The sequence below is a fragment of the Paenibacillus sp. FSL M7-0896 genome (assembly GCF_037975415.1).
Lineage (GTDB): Bacteria > Bacillota > Bacilli > Paenibacillales > Paenibacillaceae > Paenibacillus_AQ > Paenibacillus_AQ silagei.
Genome location: NZ_CP150250.1, coordinates 1261821 through 1279517 on the forward strand (window position 1 = coordinate 1261821; position 17697 = coordinate 1279517).

Below are 17697 nucleotides of genomic sequence, written 5' to 3' on the forward strand. Positions count from 1 at the left end.
ACAAGAGCGATTGGAACAACATTCCGTTTGCGGAGCGTGCTCCTAAGCGCCGCCGTAATTCATACTCCATATCCTGCACCGCTTTGTCCTTACTCTGTGGGCATAAAAAAGATAATAATTAACCGATTTTTTGCAGTGTGAAACAGAAAATTTTAAGTTTTTAATGAAAAAGCATTAACAATAGGGGCGGAAAAGACGATAATACTTTTAAATTAGTTAAAATTATTGTCGAATCATGAAAATTCAGCATATACAGATCGTCCAAACCTGAGGAACGGGGTGCATGAGAATGTTGAGATTAGAAACACAGGACATCTTGAATATCACCAGGAAGCAAATTGCCGGTATTTTTAAAATGGAGCCGGTTGAACTGAAATTTGTCAATGATTATCAGGGTGAGCAGTATCTGCTGACCAACGATAAGCTGCATCTCAGCAACCAGCATTATTGGGCTAAGGTTATGGATTGTGTGTTTGAGAACCATGTCAGACCTGTTCTGATGTGTGAGGTGCTCTACTTCCTGCGCAATGAGTTTCTGGAAAGTGACATCAAGCTGATGTTCTCCTATGATTTTGCGGAGGGCTCGGAGGGGAATGCGGCGGCTTCGGCTGAGATCAGCTTCAAGGATTCCCCGGATCTGCAGCCTGATGAAATTGCCGAATTGATCGATTTTGCCCTGACTTTGCAGGATAAGCAGTGGTTCGAGGAACTGACTGCCAAATATAAACAGCTCACGGTTCAATAGCCGTACTATTAAAATAAAACGCGCCCGGCTCACAGGATGATGGCATCCGTGAGACCGGGCGTTCTTGTTATCTTCATTCGGCGGAAGACAGCCAGCCCTGGGCCGAGCAGTCTACCCGTTCCGCAAGGAAGCTGATCCATTCCTCCGTATCGTTCAGGCAAGGGGCCACCTCCAGCATCTCAGCGTTCCCGCCGCCCATTGCGAAAAGCTCCCGGCCTTCTACGGCTAACTCATGCAGTGTTTCGAGGCAGTCTGTGACAAGTCCGGGTGAGAAAATCAGCGGCCGCCGGATTCCGCGTCCGTGAAGCTCCTTCAGCGTGTCCGCAGTCGACGGCCCTACCCAGGTCTCCGGCCCGAAACGGGACTGGAAGGAGAGCTGCCACCGTTCCGGGGTCCAGCCCATCGCTTCTGCGAGCAGACGGCCTGTCTCCTGGCACTGCTGCGGGTAGGGGTCTCCGGTCTCGGCATAACGGCGGGGAATGCCATGGAAGGACAGGACATAATAATCCGGCTCTTCACTCATCGCGCGGATCTGCCGCTGCAATAAGGATTGCATTGCTGCTATGTAGCCGGGGGCATCATGGTAGGCTTCTACGAACCGCAGCGCCGGTACGAAACGCTTGGATACCTGCCCGTAGCGGCTATGCCGTCCCAGAGCGGCGAAGCTTGCAGCTTCATAGACGGAAGCTGTTGTTGTTGAGGAATACTGGGGAAATAACGGAAGAACTATGATACGGGTCACTCCCGAAGCTTCCAGCTTGCGGAAGGCTTCGGCCATGCCGGGTGTGCTGTAAGCAAGCCCCAGCTCGACTTGATAACTGCTGCCCAGCAGTGCCTGGAGCGCTGCCTGCTGAGCTCTGGAATGGACGAGCAGCGGTGATCCCTCTTCCATCCAGATCTCCTGATAGAGCTTCGCGGACCGGCGCGGACGGGTACGCAGAATAATGCCGCGCAGCAGCGGCTGCCAGAGCAGCGGATGATAATCAATGATTCTGCGGTCAGACAGAAACCGCTTCAGATAAGGACGGACCGCCTTGGCGCTCGGGGCGTCAGGGGTTCCGATCTGAGCAAGAATAACGCCTATACACGACTGATTCATCAGCAGCTGTTACTCCCTTCCATGAACATGACATCGTTTTAAAATATCATATTCAAGCCCAATCACACAATATAATATATCTCACCGTTATCATATGAAGGAGGATATGGGAGATTATGAGAGGTTGGAGGAGTATATATTTTGTGCTATTGCAAAAAAGTGATGTTTCTTATAGGGTATGTGATTTTCTACACAGAGAAAAGAGTTTCAATTTTGTTACCATCAAGCCAGAAATATTCACCAGCAGCGTGAAGTCCACTTATGTGAATTAATTCACTCCATTATGTGAATTGTTTCACCTTTTGAAAGATTGTATATATAGATGAATCTTTTCTTACACGGGCTGGGCCGAGCAGGAATGAAGGAAGGAGTGGGTGACGTTCAGGAAGAGTTGGCTGCTCTTCGTAATCAGAAGGAAATGATACGGAACAAGACGGTTTGAAAACGCTACATACTACTGGGGAATAATAAAGGAGAATACGCATTTGAAAAAATTAATTTCTTTGACTGTAAGCGCAGCCTTGCTGCTCGCGCCATTAGCCTACACGATTAACGCACCGGCCTTGAACCTGAAGGTGGATGCGGTTTCAGCAGCCTCGGAAGAAGCGCCGGCAGCGACTGCTAAACCAGCTCCGAAGGCAACAGCCAAACCGGCAGCCACTCCGAAGGCAACAGCCAAACCGGCAGCCACTCCGAAGGCAACAGCCAAACCGGCGGCAACCCCGAAGGCAACAGCCAAACCGGCAGCAACCCCGAAGGCGACAGCCAAACCGGCAGCCACTCCGAAAGCGACAGCTGCACCCGCAGCATCGGCTAAAGCAACAGCAGCACCGGCAGCATCCGCCAAGGCTTCTGCGAAGCCAGCGGCAACTGCAAAGCCTGTAGCAACAGCAGCACCCGTTACTGTGCACAAAGATGTATATCAGGACGGAGTATATGTGGCCTATGGAGATGCGTATTCCAAAGGTACAGAGGGTGCTAAGGTGACGATTAAAGACGGCAAGATTGCCGATATCGAGCTGCTCAGAACCAGCCCGAAGATCATCGACCGCAATGCCCGTGAGAATTACAGCGGCGTATGGGCAGCTTACGGTCTGATGAAAGACAGACTGATGGGCAAAACCAGAGACGGCGCGGCTGCGGTTGACGCTGTATCCGGCGCAACCCGTACGAGCAATGGCTGGAAGCTGTCCGTAGACAGAGCTTTTGAGCGATCGCTTGCGCACCAAGCGGCTGACGCTACTTATTTCAATGGAGTCCACATGGGTGTCGACCCTGAGGCCAAATATGCAGTGTTCGCTACCTATGAAGCAAACAAGCTGACTGCGGTGAAATTGTATCCGCTGAGCGCTACCGGAGATTTCGTGGATGAGAAGACATATACGGCTGAACAGACTGCAGCGATTGCAGCAATCACTCCTGCACTGCTCGCCAAAGGTGCTAGTGCGCAGCCGGTAGCCGGCTTCGAGGCAGAGACCAAAGCCGCAGTGAACGCCTTCTGGGATGCCGAACAGAATGCCAGCATCAACAACAAGGCTGCTTATGTTGACGGATTCTACTCTTCCTACGGTACAGCAAGAAGTGTGGGCGTGGAGAGAGCGGATGTTGTGATCCGTAACGGTAAGCTGGTAGATGTGAAGTTGTTCAGACTGGGCAGCAACCTGATCGACAGAGGGGCAACCGCTTATGCGGAAGTTGTGAAGGCGAATGCTCCGATGACCGCCAAACTGCTGGCTAACGGATTCTTTATCGCTAACTATAATGAGAAGGTAGATGGAATCTCCGGCGCTACGGAGAGCAGCCATGGCTGGAACCAGGCCGTAGAGCGCGCTTTTGAGAAAGCCTTGAAGACTCCGGGTGAAGGTCAAACCTTCGATGGTAAATTTGCCGGTGTGGATAATCAGTCCAAGGTTATGCTGCTGGTTGATATCGATGCGGATCAGGTAACGGGCATCAAGCTGAGCCTGTTCGGCGCAGACGGTAAGCTGATTGCAGATGACAAGCGGACCGAAGGACAGAAATCACTGGTCGACAAGCTGACCGCAGGACTGCTCGCAAGCGGCGTGCAGGCTCCAGATATCGCCGGACAGGAAGCCTTGTCGGCTGCAGCGAAGGCAGCACTGACGGATGCTTTGACCAATGCGTCCAAGGTACAAGGCACTTATAAAGACGGCACTTTCACCGCTTATGGTGATGCTTATGACAAAGGCACGAACAAAGCAGATGTTACACTGCGTAACGGCAAGATCGTAAATGTGGCCCTTTCCCGTGTAGGCATGAACATGGTGGATCTGGGTAAATCCGCATATGCTGAGGTGCAAAAAGCTATTCCGGTGCTGACCGCCAGCTTCCTGGCCGCAGGCACAAGAGAAGGCGCTCAGGATGTGGATGCCGTATCCGGCGCTACCAGCAGCAGCAATGCGCTGAAGGCAGCCGTTGACAGAGCTTATGGTAAAGCGGAAGTTACGGAAACGGATAAGGCTGCGTATTTCGATGGCATTTTCATCGGTGCAAGTGTGGATAAGACTGTAAATGTCATGGTTACTACTAAGTATAATGTTCCTGTAACTATGGCTGTGTACTACCTGGATGATAAAGGTAAAGTAAGATATAATCTGACGGATGATGAGCTGCTGGTGAAATACGAGATAGAGAATACCTCGAACGGCAAGGGACTGCATAAGTATGGGTACCGTGCAGCAGCCTTCGGAGCGAATGATGCCCAGAAAGCCATCTCCGCCAAAGCGGTAGAAGCGATCAAAGCAGCGCTCGAATCTGCCGGCAAATAACAGAATCCATTCACTAAGGGTTGTCTTGGGTCATGCAAATGGCCGGGACAGCCCTTTTTGCAGGTGTGGACATAAATAGGAATGCCAATCGTATAGTAATTTAAAGGGATTTGGGAAGGGAGTGTCAAACCTCTAATATACACACTAATATACCCAGCAGGCCCAGGCCTGTAAGTCATAGGAGGCTTCACAATGACATTAATCAAACAGCTAGCCCCGCAGGATGAATTCACCGGCTTCTATCTGCTTAGAGAACTGGTGCTGAAACAGACGAACGGGACTCCTCCCAAGGATTACTTCGATATTGTACTAGGTGATGCCAGCGGCCAGATTTCGGCGAAATACTGGGACGTCAGCGTGACGGATAAGGAGACTTTTTTCCCGATGGCGCTGGTGAAGGTCCGGGGGATGGCTCATACGTACCGCGAGAAGCTTCAGGTCAAAATCACCAAGCTAAGACTGGTCAATGAATCCGACGGCGTATCGCTGACCGACTTCATCCGCTCAGCCCCGGTGCGTCCTGTGGACCTGGTCCATACGATTAAGAACGAGATGGCGAGTATTGCCGATCCGGAGATTGCAGCGATTGTGAACTTCTGTGTAGGGAAGGTTGAGGAGAAGCTGATGCATTATCCGGCGGCCAAGACCCATCATCATGCCTATTTCGCCGGGCTTGCTTATCACATGGTCCGCATGCTGGAGATTGGTGATTTCCTGTGTAAGCAGCGTCCGTTCCTGAATCCTGATCTGATGAGAGCGGGCATTATCCTCCATGATATCGCCAAGCCGGAAGAGATGATCTCGCAGTACGGCATTGTCTCAGACTACAGTGTGCACGGAAAACTGATTGGACATATCTCGATGGCTTCAAGCTGGATTACAGAAGCGGCCATCCGCACCGGCATTGATCTGGAATCCGAGAAGGTCATGGCGCTTCAGCATCTCGTCTTATCCCATCATAATCTGGGCGAGTGGGGAAGCCCGGTCCAGCCCCAGACGGCTGAAGCAGTTGCCCTGCATCATATCGATGCGATGGATGCGAAGCTGCAAATGGTGGAGGACGCCCTTGATACCACTCCGGAGACCGAGGAATGGACGCCATTCATCCGTGGACTGGAGAATAAGGCCGTCTACCGGCTGAAGATATAACGATTGAGACACTGGTATCGCTGAAAATAAAGCAATCCCCCCCTCCCGTAGTTGCGGTTTGGGGGGATTGCTTTATTTGGGATCTTCAGTCCGCCGCTGCGGCGGACTCCGCCTGTGCCTTCGTGACGCTGTCAGCTTCCAGGCCGTAGTGGCTGCACAGGGCCGGAAGGCCGCCCGGCAGCAACTCTCCGATAGCAGCGAATCTCCATTTGTCCTTGTAGCGGTAGAACTCGCCGATAACAACGGACATGCCTGGCATAATGTTCTGGACGAAGGGGAATACGGCCAGTCTGACTCCCGTCCGGGAATCAATCAGGGATACGGAAGCGTTCCAGATCGGGCCCGGATTCCGGTCACCGCTGAACTCCGCAACCGTAAAGGCCAGCGCAATCCGCGTGATGGCTGCAGGCAGGCTGGTCAGCTGAAGATACAGATGCCCCATGTGCGCAGCGGGCTTAGAGCAGAAGACGGAGCCGCTAGGGTCTTCCATATTCCCAGAGAAGATAAGCTCCCGCTCTTGCTCACAGCGTCCGCTCTCCCGGAGCAGGAAGGCAGCGGTCTCCGGCTGGCTGACTTCCAGGTGCGAAGCCGGAGCGTCCCACTCCACAGCGGCAAGGAGTCTGGAGGCGCTGAGCTTGTCGCCGATATCGACTCGCTGGCCGCGAACCAGCTCAGGGACCAGCAGAGCTGCAGGAGTAGGCTCCTTGACTGTAGCCGGGTGAGTCACAGAAGCTGTGACATCCTGAGCAGCTACAACGGGAGCCTCGCTATCCAGCAGGCCGGATGCTGCGGGCATCGGTGTTGTGCTGGCCTCCTTGCTGGTTGTCTTGGCAGCAGCCTTCTTCCCGGCGGCCGGCTTCTTCGCGGCCTTCTTGGGCGCTGCCTTGAACGGCGTATACCCGCCGTCATACATCGTCCCGGCCTTGTAGCCCTGGCTACTGGCTAACAGCAGCGGATCGAACTGCTGCCACTGCTCCATCAATTTCAGGAGAATCAGTGCAGAAGCTCTGGCATCCTCCAGGGCATCATGGTGCTTCAGCCGGATGCCGAAATGTGCCGAGATGACATTGAGCTTATGGGAGGGGAGGTCCTGGAGCATTTTTTTGCCGAGTAGGTAGGTACATAAATATTGAAAGCCTGGATAGCAGAGAGAGTAGTCGTCCAGGCAGTACCGCAGCACACTCATATCGAAGGCGGCATTATGCGCGATCACAATCTCCCCCTGCAGCAGCGGTTCCACCGTGGGCCACAGCTCAGCGAAAGTAGGCTGGCCTCTAACCATAGAGGGTGTAATTCCATGAATGGCAATATTCATCCCGTCGAACGGTTGCTGCGGGTCAATCAGCCAGTTGTGCTCTGCTGTAACGATACCATCACGGACCTGAACAAGCCCCAGGGCACAGGCGCTGGAGCGGCCGGAATTGGCAGTCTCAAAATCTATCGCAGTGAAATTCATCAGGTAAAGCCCCTATCTATCATCTATTACCTTTCATATTAAATGAGCAAAGCTGGAAATACAATCTGTTCAGGTTGTGCAAGGCTGCCTCAATGGGGTATACCTTATCTATGAACTTCTGGAATAGACTGCTATGAAGAGGAGATGAGGGACTTGCAGCTGTCAAAAGGTCAAAAGGTCGATATCACCAAAGGAAGAGAAGCTCACGAGATATCCATCCAGCTCCGCTGGAACACGCAGCATAGCGGAGTGGGCGTCGATGCGGCAGCCTTTCTATTATCAGATCAGAACCGGTGTGAACGGGATGAGGATTTTATATTTTACGGGAATCCGGTGTCGAGGGAGGGGGGAGTAGCTCATTCTGCGGAGGGGGAGAACGGGGCGAACCTGTCCATTTCGTTATCGAGAATACCTCAGCATTATGCCCGCATTGCGGTAACCTTGACGATCTATGAGGGAGAGCAGCGCAACCAGCGGATGAAGGATCTGTCCGGCTTACAGCTAACGCTGGCAGACCGCAGGACTGGGCAAGAGCTGTACCGCTTCGAGTATGGGGCGGATCTGTCAGAGGAGACAGCTGTCGTAGCCGGGGAGCTGTACCGCCATCAGGGAGAGTGGAAGTTCAGTGCAATTGGCAGCGGGTATAATGGAGGACTTGCAGCCTTGTGCCGAAGCTACGGGCTTGAGGTGGAACAGGAGTCCGGGAACGAAGCCGCAGCGGCGGCTGAGGTATTGGAGCGAACACCTGAAGTGGTGGAGCAAACATCTGAGCTAATGGAGCAGATACCTGAGGTGGTGAATAAGACCCCGGAGGTAATCCGTCAGCCCGAGGCGGAGTCTCCGGTGAATGTGTTGTCTTCGATTAATCTGCGCAAAAAGATCGTGGAGCTCACCCTGGTCAAAAAACAGCTCACCGGTGTAACCGCAAGAGTGGGTATCGTGCTGGACATCACCGGCTCCATGCGCAGCCTCTATGCCAGAGGGGTGGTGCAGGAGGTGGTAGAACGTATCCTTGCGGTTGCCAGCAAGTTCGATGATAACGGCTCCCTGGATGTGTGGGTCTATGATACGGAATTCAGCAGACTTCCGCCGGTTACCGAGCAGGAGCTTGGCAGCTATGTCTTCACTCATATTATGAACAACGATTCAATTCATAAGTTCGGGCGCAATAACGAACCGCCGGTAATGCAGGATGTCATCGGAAAATACACCAAGGAGGAGCCGGACACGACGCCAGTGTTCATTATCTTCATCAATGACGGCGGCGTAGTGAAGCCGACCCGCAAGGTGATTATGGCCGCATCCGCCCTTCCGATCTTCTGGCAGTTTGTCGGCATCGGCGACTCCGACTTCGAGGTGCTGAAGCAGCTCGACACGATGAGCGGCAGACTGGTGGATAACGCCAGCTTCATCCATCTGGACCGGATTGAAGACGTATCCGATGAGGAGCTGTATGACCAGCTGTTGAATGAATTCCCGCAGTGGCTGAGGGCCGCGAAGGCGAAGAGTATTCTGTAGTAGCATTCGCAGGGAAGCACAAAGTCTCGGCTCAGTAGCAGTATTCGCAGGGAGCCGTACTGTCCCTGCTCTATAGTAGCATTCGCAGAAAAACGTGCTGTCTCCGCTCTATAGTAGCATTCACAGGGAACCGTACTGTCCCTACTCTATAGTAGTATTCGCAGGGAACCGTACTGTCTCCACTTTAGCGGCCTTCACATTGAGCTGTGTCTGCCTCCATACTTCGGACGGATTGCACAGTAATGCCAGGAATGTTGTACTAATTGCAACTTGGATCCTAGATACCTGGGTGCAAGGGGGGATTGTTGCACGAAATGCAGGAATTGTGCCGCCAAACCGTCCGTAGGTGGAGAAATCCTGCTTTTTATGCAACAATGTTGGACTTTGGCCGGAATGAGGAGGGGAATGTTGTACTTTGGGCAGGATTGTGCAAAATTTCCCGGCCAGTCGGAGCTTTAGGGCGTCACGCCGGAACGGTCCCCACCGCCCCGTCGGAACAGTCCACATCGCCCGCCGTAACGGCCTCCACGGCTCGCAGGACGCCACCCTCCCCGCTCAGGCTGTGGAGGTTTTTTTCGTGTGCAGACCAGCCGGGGCTTGCAGCTCCAGACGATACCCTTTGACCAGAGTATCCCCGTTCTTCAGATCCGTCTCATAAGCCCGCTTGAAGCCCAACCCCTCGTACAATCTGATCGCCGAGGCCATCATATCTGAAGTATGCAGGTTCAGGCTGGCTGCTCCCAGTGCAATGGATCTTCCTGCGGCTTCACGGATCAGAAGTCTGGCCACCCCGCGTCCCCGGACCGCCGGAGATACAGCCAGCAGACGGATGATCGGTGTATGGATACCCAGCTCCGGCCTGCCATAAGCAGCCTCTGAGGAGGTGAACAGCAGCACGCTCCCTACAATTTGTCCGTCCAGCTCCGCTACAATCCGGGAGACGGGTGCATCGCCATGAACCGAGCCGAGAATGGAATCCCGGTACTCCGACCAGAACGGCCCGGGCAGCACGGCTGCATATTCGCTGTAAGCTTCGAGCAAGACCCTGGCAATGGCTTCACGATCGGAAGCTGCGGCTTCACGGATTACAATTTCTGCTGAGTGATTCATCTGGTGCCTCCTGTCCAGTAATGGTGTTTTGTTATTATAATATATAAATCCGATGAGTATAAGAGGGATTTAATGATTTTGATTAATGGATAGAAAAGTTCTATCTGTAATTGTGATCAATGTAATGGTTATTGCCGTATGTTACACAATAAGTCTGTTGACAAAAAAAGGGCCGGTGACTAAGATATAAACAAATTCTATAGGAAAGTGCGGATCTAATTCATTGTTAAACGATTGGAATAGTAAAAATTATAAAATGCGGAGGGGGACTACGCTTGAACATCGAGAATATTGAAGCTTTTGTCTACATCAACCACTACGGCAGCTTCAACAAAGCGGCAGATGTGCTCTATATCTCGCAGCCGACAGTGACTGCCCGTATCCAGTCGCTGGAACGGGAGCTGGACTGCAAGGTATTCGACCGGCTGGGCAAGCAGATTAACCTGACGGATAAAGGCCGCCAGTTCCTCCCCTATGCGCAGCAAATTCTGCAGGTCTATCAGAACGGGAGGCATCAGATTCAATCCAAAGGCCAAATCCCCGGCGAGCTGAGAATCGGCAGCACAGTATCGGTCTCCAATTATCTGATGCCCCGTCTGCTGCTGCATTTGAAGCAGCGGTATCCCCACATCCGTATGAAGCTGACGACTGCTCCTACGGAAGTATTAATTGAGAAGCTGAAGGCGAAGGAGATCGATCTCGCTTTTATCCGCAAGGTAGTGAATCCGGCCATCCAGTCGTTCCCCTTCTGTGAAGACCCGATCTCGCTGTATGTGTATGCCGGTCATCCGCTGGCCCGCAAGGGCCGCGCTTCGATCCGGGAGATCTCTGACGAGACCCTCGTATTCTTCGAATGCGGCTCGCTGGACTGGATGCGTCTGCACCGGGTATTCGAGAGCATGGAGCGTCCGCCGGGCATTGTCTATCAGGTGGATAACCTGGAGACCGCCAAGAAGCTGGTGCTGAAGCAAGCGGGAATCTGCTTCCTTCCAGCCCTGAGTGTGCAGGAGGAGGTAGAGGCGGGAACGCTGGTAAGGGTGGATATCACGGAGACCGAAGGCATCTCCCTGCGGACCCACCTGATCTCGCTGAACGGGGAGAATGCGGAGTTCCTGGACACCCTGCTGGAGCTGGGGACGGGGACGTTGATTAAGCTGAATTGACTTCTTGAATAACCATATTAAGAAACTCTATTAGCGCATGGCAGCATGCAGTGATAAAGTTAATTGCATATAATCACCACTAAACAGATAGGGATTATCTAAATTGAAAAGGGGTTTGAGAGATGAACAAGACCATTTCGTTCGCATCCACACTTGTACTAACACTGCTGATCGCTGGCTGCGGCAATAATAACAGCGCTAATAGCGGCAAGGTAGCGGAGGCAGCATCTCCGAATAGTTCGGAGTCCACGGCTGCTGCCGCCGATCCGGCTAAGGTGACCAAGATCGTGATCGGCACCGGGACAGCTTTTCCCAATGTCTGCTTCATCGATGAGAACGGGAAGCTTACCGGGTTCGATGTAGAGCTGCTGAAGGAGATTGACAAGCGCCTGCCGGAGTATGAGTTTGAATTCCAGACAATGGATTTCAGCAATCTGCTGCTTAGCCTGGAGACGAAGAAGATTGACCTGGTAGCCCATGTTATGGAGAAGAACCCGGAACGGGAGCAAAAGTACGCTTTTAACAAGGAAGCTTATGCCCACTGGAGAAACCGCATCGTTGTAGCGAAAGGCAATACCTCGATCCAGACACTGGACGATCTGCAAGGGAAGAAGGTACTGACCGGCGCCACCAGCGCGCAAGCGCAAATTCTTGAGAACTATAACAAGGAGCACGGTGCGGATTCGATCAAAATTGTCTATCAGAACGGTGCCGCCAACGATACGGTCAACCAGATTGATTCGGGCCGGGTGGATGCTACCCTTGCTGCGGACTTCGTATTGCCGATCATTGACCCGCAGAGCAAGCTGCAGGCGGTGGGTCCCGAGCTGTCCTCTGCTGATATTCTGTATGTGCTGCGCAAGGATGATGCCCCTTCGCAGAAGCTGTCGGAGGCCATTGACGGAGTGGTCAAGGAACTGAAGACAGACGGCACACTTGGCAAAATAAGCACACAGTGGCTGGGGGCGGACGTTACCACCTCATCGGTTCAATAATGCGCAGGCCCGTACAGCGGAAAGGAGGTGCAGGATGGGTGCACCGTTTGATCTAGGTTTTGTCTTCTCGTTCCTGCCCAAGCTGCTGACTACGCTGAGTACCACGCTGCTGATCGTAGCCTGCTCGCTGCTGGCAGGAATGATTGTCGGATTTATCATTGCGCTTCCCCGCCTGTATAAGGTGCCGGTCCTGAAGACCTGCGCGGAGGTGTACATTTCTTTTTTTCGGGGGACGCCGATTCTCATTCAGTTATTCCTGTTCTATTACGGTCTGCCTGAGGTGCTGAAGCTGGTGAATCTGGATATGACGCGGACGCCGGTGCTGGTGTTCGTGATTCTGACCTACGGCCTGCATACCGGGGCCTTCATGTCGGAGATGATCCGCGCTTCAGTTACAGCAGTCGATAAGGGCCAGGTGGAAGCGGCTTACGCTACGGGGATGACCTCTTACCAGGCTTTTACCCGTATTGTGCTGCCGCAGGCGCTGGGAATTGCGATTCCTGTCTTTTCGAACCTGCTCATAGCGCTGCTGAAGGATACTTCGCTGGCGTTCACGCTGGGAGTGATGGAGATGACGGGCAAGGCCCAGACCCTGGGCAGTGCGACCCAGCATTTCATTGAGACTTATATTGCGCTTGCCCTTATCTATCTTGTGATCAGTTTTACGATTGAAAAGCTGCTGCTGGTTGCGGAGAAGCGTCTGCTCAGGCATGAAGCCCAGGACAGTCCGGCCAAGAAGCGGTTCACTCTTCAGCGAAAAGCGTCCTACCGCACAATTGTCGCGGATATGGGAGCGGGCAAGGGAGGCGGTGCGTAATGAAGCTGGATCCATCTTTTATCTGGACGGCGTTTCTGCAAATTCTGGGAGCCATTCCTACGACGCTGTATATTACGGTTGTGTCGGTGTTGGCAGGCTTCGTGATCGGTACGGTTGTGGCTCTGATCCGGATTTATAGAGTCCCCGGGTTGTATCCGCTGGCCGTAGGGTATGTCACGTTCATACGCGGCACCCCGATGCTGACTCATCTGCTGCTGATCTATTTCGGGCTGCCGATGATTATCGACGGCCTTGCTGCACAGTTTGGCTGGAGCTTCCGCTCTATATCGATACCGATGATCGGCTTCGCCTATATTTCCTTCTCCATTACGGCGGGTGCCTATATGTCCGAGGTGGTGCGCTCCGGTCTGCTCGCGGTGGATCGAGGTCAGCTCGAAGCGGCCCATTCCATCGGAATGAGCACTCCGCAGGCGCTGCGGCGGATTGTGTTCCCCCAGGCGCTGGCGGCGAGCCTGCCGAATCTGTCGAATTCTGTGATCGGGATGCTGCACGGGTCTACGCTGGCTTTTACCGTATCGGTGGTGGATATCAATGCCCAGGCGCAAATTGTCGCTTCGACCAACTGGAAGTTCTTCGAGGCGTACCTGGCGGCGGCGCTGATCTTCTGGGGACTGACGTTCCTCATTGAGCGGGCAACTGCCGTCATTGAAAGACGGATCAATCTGTATAACCGGGGGGGAGTCGCATGATTAAGCTGACACAGCTATCGAAGTCGTTCGGGCGCCATCAGGTGCTGAACCAGATTGATCTGGAGGTGTCGAAGGGCGAGGTGGTGGTCATTCTCGGTCCCAGCGGCTCCGGCAAAACCACCCTGCTGCGCTGCGTGAATGTGCTGGAGAAGCCCAGCGGAGGCGAAATTTCCATCGGGGACTTCAAGCTGGACTTCCGGCACGCCCGCAAGAAGGATATCCACCAGCTCCGGCAAAAGACGGCGATGGTCTTCCAGCAGTACAATCTGTTCCGGCACAAAACCGCGCTAGAGAATGTGATGGAAGGTCTCCTAATCGTCAAGAAGCTGCCAAAGGAGGTGGCGAGAGAGAAGAGCATCGCACTGCTGGAAAAGGTCGGGCTTGGCAGCAAGCTGAATGCCTATCCGAGCCAGCTCTCCGGCGGGCAGCAGCAGCGCGTCGGCATTGCCCGGGCGCTGGCGCTGGAGCCGGAAGTGATTCTGTTCGATGAACCGACCTCGGCACTGGACCCGGAGCTGGTGGGCGAAGTGCTTGCGGTGATCCGCAAGATCGCCAAGGAAGGCATCACGATGATTGTGGTGACGCATGAAATGGGGTTTGCCCGCGATGTGGCAAATCATGTGGTTTTCATGGACGGCGGTGTGATTGTCGAGGAGGGCACGCCCACGGAAGTATTCAACCACCCGCGTGAAGAACGAACGAAGCAGTTCCTGAAGCGGATTACGCCGGAGCTGAACTATTCCATCTAGGAGGCATATCTATGGCAATTACAATCAGCGTACTCGACCAAAGCCCGATCTATCCGGGGGAGACACCGGAAGAGGCTTTTGCACATACGATCAGGCTGGCGCAGCTATCGGAACGCCTCGGCTTCCGCCGCTTCTGGGTATCCGAGCATCATGATTCTGAGCAGGTAGCCGGATCTTCTCCTGAAGTGCTCATCTCGCACCTGCTGGCTAGGACGGAGCGTATCCGCATTGGCTCTGGCGGAATTATGCTTCAGCACTACAGCCCCTACAAGGTGGCTGAGAATTTCAACGTGCTGGCTTCGCTGGCTCCGGGACGGGTGGACTTAGGGGTAGGACGCGCTCCCGGCGGCCTGCCGCGCAGCACACAGGCATTGCAGCAGGGAGGCGGGGAAGCCGCTTCATTAACGGAAAAAATCACGGAGCTGGAGAAATATGTGCATAACCGGCTGGAGGCGGAGCATCCGCTGCACGGGCTGAAGGCAGGACCGCTCCCCGCAACCCCGCCGGAGCTGTATGTGCTTGGCGCCAGTGTCGCCAGCGCCGAGATCGCGGCCAGCCTAGGCTTGCCATACGTGTTCTCCCTGTTCATCGGCGGCGATCAGGCCGTTGCCTTAGAGGCGGTGCGGACTTACCGCAACGGCTTCAATCGAAGCGGCGGGCAGGAGCCGCAGGTGATTATTGCGCTGGCTGTTATCGTGGCTGATACGGAAGAGGAGGCCAAGGAATTGGCTGGAGCGCATAAGCTGATCCGCATCCGCTTCGCCAGCGGCAAGATCCTGACTCTGGCCAGCCGGGAGCAGGCCGAGGAGTTCACCCGCCAGAGTGAGGAAGCGTACACGCTGGAGGAGCGGGAGCCTGAGATTACCAAGGGGACGAAGGAGACGGTCCGTGAGCAGCTTCTGGCTTTAGCTGAAGCTTCCGGCGTAGAGGAGTTCATCGTCACTACTAACGTGCAGCCCTTCGAGAAGCGGCAGCGTTCCTTCAAGCTGCTGAGCGAGGCGCTCTCCGGGGCTATTGCAGGGGCTTCATTATGACCAGTACAGCGGCAGAATCCGCTGCCCGTGAAGTGCATTCACTGGCGTTCAAGGAGCGGCTGGTTGAAATCAGGCGTCATCTGCACCGGCACCCGGAGCTGTCAGGGGAAGAGGTTGAGACTACCGCGTACATCACATCGCTACTGAAGCAGGCGGGGGTGAAGATCGTAGATTACGGTCTGAAGACCGGAGTCATTGCCGAAGTAGGCGGCCAGCAGGGCGGACCGGTGATTGCGCTGCGGGCTGACATAGATGCCTTGCCGATCCAGGAAGAGACCGGGCTGCCGTATGCCTCGCTGTATCCGGGCAGAATGCATGCCTGCGGACATGACTTCCATACGGCGGCGCTGCTTGGAGCTGTGTATCAGCTCAAGGAGCAGGAGAGCGCCTTGAGCGGAACGGTTCGCTTCCTGTTCCAGCCTGCCGAGGAGAAAGCGAAGGGGGCACAGCAGATCATCGCAGCCGGCGGGCTGGGTCAGGTGCGCGCCGTGATCGGCATGCACAATAAGCCGGATCTGCCGGTAGGGACCCTTGGCATCAAGGCCGGTCCACTGATGGCGGCCGCAGACGGCTTCGCGGTCAGTATCCGGGGTTTCGGTACCCATGCAGCCGTGCCGGAGGCCGGGATTGATCCTATTGTCGCCGCCTCGCATATTGTAACTGCGCTGCAATCCATCGTCAGCCGGAATGTGGGCAGTCTGGATAGCGCTGTAATCAGCGTTACGCAGATCCACAGCGGCAATTCGTGGAACATCATCCCGGACACGGCGGTGCTGGAAGGAACCATCCGTTCCTTCGATGAAGCGGTACGCGGCAGGGTGCTGAAGCGGTTCGAGGAGGTGGTGACAGGTGTGGCCGCCGCGCTCGGCGCTGAAGCCAGCGTGCGATGGATCGGCGGGCCGCCGCCGGTCATCAACGATGCGCTGCTGGCCCGGCTTGGAGAAGAGACGGCGGCGAAGCTGGGCTATACCTCTGTGCAGCCGGTGCCGTCACCGGCCGGGGAGGATTTCGCCTTCTATCAGCAGGCGGTTCCTGGATTGTTCGTCTTCACCGGCACCGCCGGAAGCCGGGAATGGCATCATCCCGCGTTCGATCTGGACGAAGCAGCGCTGCCTGTAGGTGCAGAATTCTTCAGCGATCTGGCGGTACGTGTACTTGAGCATCTGGCTGCGGAGAGGGGTGCAGATCATAGCGGAGCGTTCTGATTATGATGTCATTATTGTCGGCGCAGGCTCCATGGGCATGAGCGCAGGCTATCATCTGGCCCGGCGCGGGGTGAAGACACTGCTGATCGATGCCTTCGATCCGCCGCATACGGAAGGGAGCCATCACGGGGAGACCCGGCTGATCCGGCATGCCTATAGCGGCGATCCGGCCTATATTGACCTGGCGCTCCGTGCCCAGGTGCTATGGGAAGAGGCGGAGGCAGAGAGCGGCCTCAAGCTGCTGGCTCCGTCAGGTGTGCTCAATCTGGCAGACAGCAAGGTGTATTCCTTCGCCGGACGTCTGGAAGAGGCGCGGAAGCGGAAGGTCCGGGCTGAGCAGCTGGATGCCGAGGAAATCTGCCGCCGCTGGCCAGCCCTGAACCTCCCCGAATCCTTCGAGGCGATGTATGAGCCGGATGCCGGTTATCTCTACAGTGAGAGGTGCATTACCGCTTACCGGCAGCTTGCACTGGATCACGGTGCGGAGCTGCTGACGAATACTCCTGTGCTGAAGGTGACGGCCCGCGAAGGAAGTGTCACAGTCCAAACGAAGCAGGGGGATTACCACGGAGCCGCTGCTATACTTAGCGCCGGGGCCTGGTTCAGTTCATTGTCGCCCTTCGTCAACTTGCCGATTAAGGCGGTACGAAAGGTAGTAGGCTGGTTTGGGAGTACGCCGGACTTCGAGGCCGGGAGGTTCCCCGGCTTCACGCTGGGTGCTGAGGAAGGCGGGTTCTACGGTTTTCCCAGTATCGGCGGGGCGGGACTGAAGATCGGCCGCCATGACACAGGCGAAGAGTGGAAGCCCGGCGAACCGCTGCAGCCGTTCGGCAGCCTGGAGAGTGATGAAGGCGACCTCCGCCGGGTTCTCGAAGCATATATGCCTGGCGCAGCCGGGCGTCTGCTTAAGGGCTCCGTCTGTAAATATGAGCATACACCGGATGAGGATTTCATCATCGACCGCCATCCCGCTCACAACCATGTGCTGCTGGCCGGAGGCTTCTCGGGACATGGCTTCAAATTCTCCAGTGTGGTTGGAGAGATTCTCGCGGACATGGCTGTTCAGGGACATACCAGGCAGAATATAGCACCGTTTGCGTTGTCGCGATTTATATAGTAGTGTATCCGATTTGAAATCGTAGAGGGCGAGCGATGATA

Annotated in this window: 15 protein-coding genes and 1 pseudogene; 13 read left to right on the plus strand and 3 right to left on the minus strand. The window is 54.9% G+C overall.

Features of this window, described 5'->3' with window-relative positions:
* Nucleotides 1-316: 316 nt before the first annotated feature.
* Nucleotides 317-745: an IDEAL domain-containing protein gene (locus MKY12_RS05395; RefSeq protein ID WP_245368284.1), complete on the plus strand. Its 429-nt coding sequence runs from the start codon at nucleotides 317-319 to the stop codon at nucleotides 743-745.
* Nucleotides 746-818: 73 nt separating this feature from the next.
* Here MKY12_RS05395 and hemH read toward each other — a convergent pair whose 3' ends face one another.
* Nucleotides 819-1844 (minus strand): ferrochelatase, encoded by a 1026-nt coding sequence (gene hemH / locus MKY12_RS05400; protein ID WP_036727724.1) that lies wholly within the window; start codon nucleotides 1842-1844, stop codon nucleotides 819-821.
* A 485-nt stretch (nucleotides 1845-2329) separates the two neighbouring features.
* Between hemH and MKY12_RS05405 the strand changes: the two genes are divergently transcribed.
* The gene (locus MKY12_RS05405; RefSeq protein WP_339313122.1) at nucleotides 2330-4633 is read left to right on the plus strand and encodes an FMN-binding protein; all 2304 of its coding nucleotides are present in this window, start codon (nucleotides 2330-2332) and stop codon (nucleotides 4631-4633) included.
* 192 nt (nucleotides 4634-4825) lie between these two features.
* On the plus strand, nucleotides 4826-5782 hold the full coding sequence (locus MKY12_RS05410; RefSeq protein WP_076076858.1) for an HD domain-containing protein: 957 nt from the start codon (nucleotides 4826-4828) through the stop codon (nucleotides 5780-5782).
* Nucleotides 5783-5867: 85 nt separating this feature from the next.
* On the opposite strand, the gene MKY12_RS05415 is transcribed toward MKY12_RS05410, so the two are convergent.
* Nucleotides 5868-7238, minus strand: coding sequence for a TerD family protein (locus MKY12_RS05415; protein WP_339254432.1), 1371 nt, complete (start codon nucleotides 7236-7238; stop codon nucleotides 5868-5870).
* A gap of 144 nt (nucleotides 7239-7382) precedes the next feature.
* Between MKY12_RS05415 and MKY12_RS05420 the strand changes: the two are divergent.
* Together MKY12_RS05420 and MKY12_RS05425 are read left to right on the plus strand one after the other, a co-directional pair.
* Nucleotides 7383-7904, plus strand: a pseudogene (locus MKY12_RS05420) (TerD family protein); the annotation flags it as partial.
* A 186-nt stretch (nucleotides 7905-8090) separates the two neighbouring features.
* On the plus strand, nucleotides 8091-8756 hold the full coding sequence (locus tag MKY12_RS05425; protein WP_245368297.1) for a VWA domain-containing protein: 666 nt from the start codon (nucleotides 8091-8093) through the stop codon (nucleotides 8754-8756).
* A 555-nt stretch (nucleotides 8757-9311) separates the two neighbouring features.
* Here the strand turns inward: MKY12_RS05425 and MKY12_RS05430 are convergent.
* On the minus strand, nucleotides 9312-9866 hold the full coding sequence (locus tag MKY12_RS05430; RefSeq protein WP_339313123.1) for a GNAT family N-acetyltransferase: 555 nt from the start codon (nucleotides 9864-9866) through the stop codon (nucleotides 9312-9314).
* Between the two features lie 275 nt (nucleotides 9867-10141).
* Between MKY12_RS05430 and MKY12_RS05435 the strand changes: the two genes are divergently transcribed.
* From MKY12_RS05435 to solA, 8 genes are all read left to right on the plus strand, one after another.
* The gene (locus MKY12_RS05435; protein ID WP_339254436.1) at nucleotides 10142-11029 is read left to right on the plus strand and encodes a LysR family transcriptional regulator; all 888 of its coding nucleotides are present in this window, start codon (nucleotides 10142-10144) and stop codon (nucleotides 11027-11029) included.
* A 122-nt stretch (nucleotides 11030-11151) separates the two neighbouring features.
* Nucleotides 11152-12024, plus strand: coding sequence for a transporter substrate-binding domain-containing protein (locus tag MKY12_RS05440; RefSeq protein ID WP_339313124.1), 873 nt, complete (start codon nucleotides 11152-11154; stop codon nucleotides 12022-12024).
* Nucleotides 12025-12058: 34 nt separating this feature from the next.
* Nucleotides 12059-12841, plus strand: coding sequence for an amino acid ABC transporter permease (locus tag MKY12_RS05445; protein ID WP_036727734.1), 783 nt, complete (start codon nucleotides 12059-12061; stop codon nucleotides 12839-12841).
* Nucleotides 12841-13551, plus strand: a complete 711-nt coding sequence (locus MKY12_RS05450) for an amino acid ABC transporter permease (RefSeq protein ID WP_339313125.1) — start codon at nucleotides 12841-12843, stop codon at nucleotides 13549-13551. The genes MKY12_RS05445 and MKY12_RS05450 overlap by 1 nt, the downstream gene beginning before the upstream one ends.
* Nucleotides 13548-14300 carry an amino acid ABC transporter ATP-binding protein gene (locus MKY12_RS05455; RefSeq protein ID WP_339313126.1) on the plus strand — a complete coding sequence of 251 codons (753 nt, stop codon included), beginning with the start codon at nucleotides 13548-13550 and terminating at the stop codon, nucleotides 14298-14300. The genes MKY12_RS05450 and MKY12_RS05455 overlap by 4 nt, the downstream gene beginning before the upstream one ends.
* An 11-nt stretch (nucleotides 14301-14311) precedes the next feature.
* The gene (locus MKY12_RS05460) at nucleotides 14312-15334 is read left to right on the plus strand and encodes an LLM class flavin-dependent oxidoreductase (protein ID WP_339313127.1); all 1023 of its coding nucleotides are present in this window, start codon (nucleotides 14312-14314) and stop codon (nucleotides 15332-15334) included.
* Nucleotides 15331-16539, plus strand: a complete 1209-nt coding sequence (locus MKY12_RS05465) for an amidohydrolase (RefSeq protein WP_339313128.1) — start codon at nucleotides 15331-15333, stop codon at nucleotides 16537-16539. Before MKY12_RS05460 ends, MKY12_RS05465 begins: the two co-directional genes overlap by 4 nt.
* The gene (gene solA, locus MKY12_RS05470) at nucleotides 16523-17656 is read left to right on the plus strand and encodes an N-methyl-L-tryptophan oxidase (RefSeq protein ID WP_339257337.1); all 1134 of its coding nucleotides are present in this window, start codon (nucleotides 16523-16525) and stop codon (nucleotides 17654-17656) included. Before MKY12_RS05465 ends, solA begins: the two co-directional genes overlap by 17 nt.
* Nucleotides 17657-17697: the final 41 nt, after the last annotated feature.